Annotated in this window: 1 protein-coding gene; it reads left to right on the plus strand. The window is 66.8% G+C overall.

Annotated elements, in window-relative coordinates:
* Positions 1 to 1,048: 1,048 nt before the first annotated feature.
* A complete protein-coding gene (locus tag ACFXA3_RS32930) occupies positions 1,049 to 1,408 on the plus strand; it encodes a hypothetical protein (RefSeq protein ID WP_385192872.1) in 360 nt (119 codons plus the stop codon).
* Positions 1,409 to 1,589: the final 181 nt, after the last annotated feature.

Consider the following 1,589-nt stretch of genomic DNA (forward strand, 5'->3'; position numbering starts at 1 on the left):
GGTCCCGCTTATTTTTTTTACACCCCCCCGGGCGCCCCCCCACAACAACCTTTCTGTTTCAATCACCCCCCCCCCGCCCCCGGGGGGGGGGGCCGGGGGGGTTTTCGCCCCCCCGCCCCCCGAAGGAACTACTACACCATCTGTCGGCCCTGATACTGCGCCGACTCTGTGTTTCCGCCGACCCGGCCGACGTGCTGCCGGGAGTGCGGGGATCGCGGTTGCTTGACCGGAGACCACCTCACTATCGATGTCCTGCGGTACCCGGGCTCAAGGCTTCCGCCCGGGCGATCCTGATGGTGCTCGGCTCCTCCGTTCTTCCCTCAGTGATCAATTGCCTACTGCTGGTACTGCGTACTGCTCAGTGGCCTGTGTCAGCGCCACTCTTCGGCAGCCAGCCCCGTTGCCCAACCTGCGTCTGCTCTGGCTTAGAACCCCACTGCCGAATTTCCCGGTGCGCGCGTCCGCAGCCGACGCCTTCACCGAGGTGCTGCTCACTTACTTCACTGCTGGGTACTTCGAACTGCACTTACAGGTACTGCCACTGCGTTAACTGCTGGTACTGCTCACGGCGGCCCCTGATCACTGCGGGCCACCCGGTCCGGTCGTCAGTCCCGTCGCCGTCCTGCAACAACCCTGGCTTCGGAACTCCACCACCGCACCGTCCTGCGCACTGCAACTGCGGGTACTGCTGCCCGGCAGTTCGTCTCTGCCAGGCCCTGCTGTCTCTCTGGGCTACGAGAGAAACCATAACCACGCCAAAGCTCAATGTCTACTTCGGCCGTCATAGATTTTCGCGCCCGTCGAGGAGAGCTAGACCTCTACGGTGGGACCAGATGTGCAGAGCATCCTGCACAGCAGGTCAGGGGCTCGGACGCCCTGTCCTGTACGGCCGCCGTACCGGTGGATTCGGCTGGCCCATGGTCACCGCAGCGCCCGAGCAACCGGTGTCACCCGTCGGCCCTCCGGCGGGAAGACGGTGAGTGCTCTTCCCGACCGGTAGTCCTCCCCGTCGAGAGAACGGGACGACCGGTGCATAAAATCGGCTCCCATGTCGAAGCCTGACGAGCTGCTCGTTGACGTTGCCACCCTGGTGGAGTCCGGGCAGAGCAATCAGATGTCCCTGACCGTTGTCACCGGTGGCGCTGTCATCACCGGTCGGCTGGCACCCGAAGCCGTGTGGAGGCAGCGGGTGTCGGAGGTCCTGACGGATTCCGACCGCCTGGGCGAGTTCGCCGCCATCTTCACCGCCACGACACCCCACGAGGGGCCGCCCACTCATCTGCACTTCCATGTGGCCCGCATCCTTCAGGGCACGGTGGGGATCCCGGAGACGGGTGGGATGTACCGCGTCTCGATCGCGGATGTCAGCGCCTGGACCATGGGCGACTTCAGCTACTCCGACCACTGACCGACATCGCGTAAGAACCCCTGGGTACGCGGGAGGGGGGGGGCCAGCGGGGGGGGGGGGGGGGGGGGACGGAGGCGGCCCGCCGGCCCGCACCCCGAAGGGGGACCGCGCCCGTCACCCGGCGCAGCCCCGTGCGCCTTCCGCGGGGAGGGCGCCGCGACCGGCGGGGTCGGTCGTATCC

The organism is Streptomyces sp. NPDC059456 (assembly GCF_042750055.1).
GTDB lineage: Bacteria > Actinomycetota > Actinomycetes > Streptomycetales > Streptomycetaceae > Streptomyces.

Bases quoted from the DNA above. Each gene is read 5' to 3' on its own strand.
- ACFXA3_RS32930 (WP_385192872.1), top strand. From the start codon at position 1,049: ATGTCGAAGCCTGACGAGCTGCTCGTTGACGTTGCCACCCTGGTGGAG.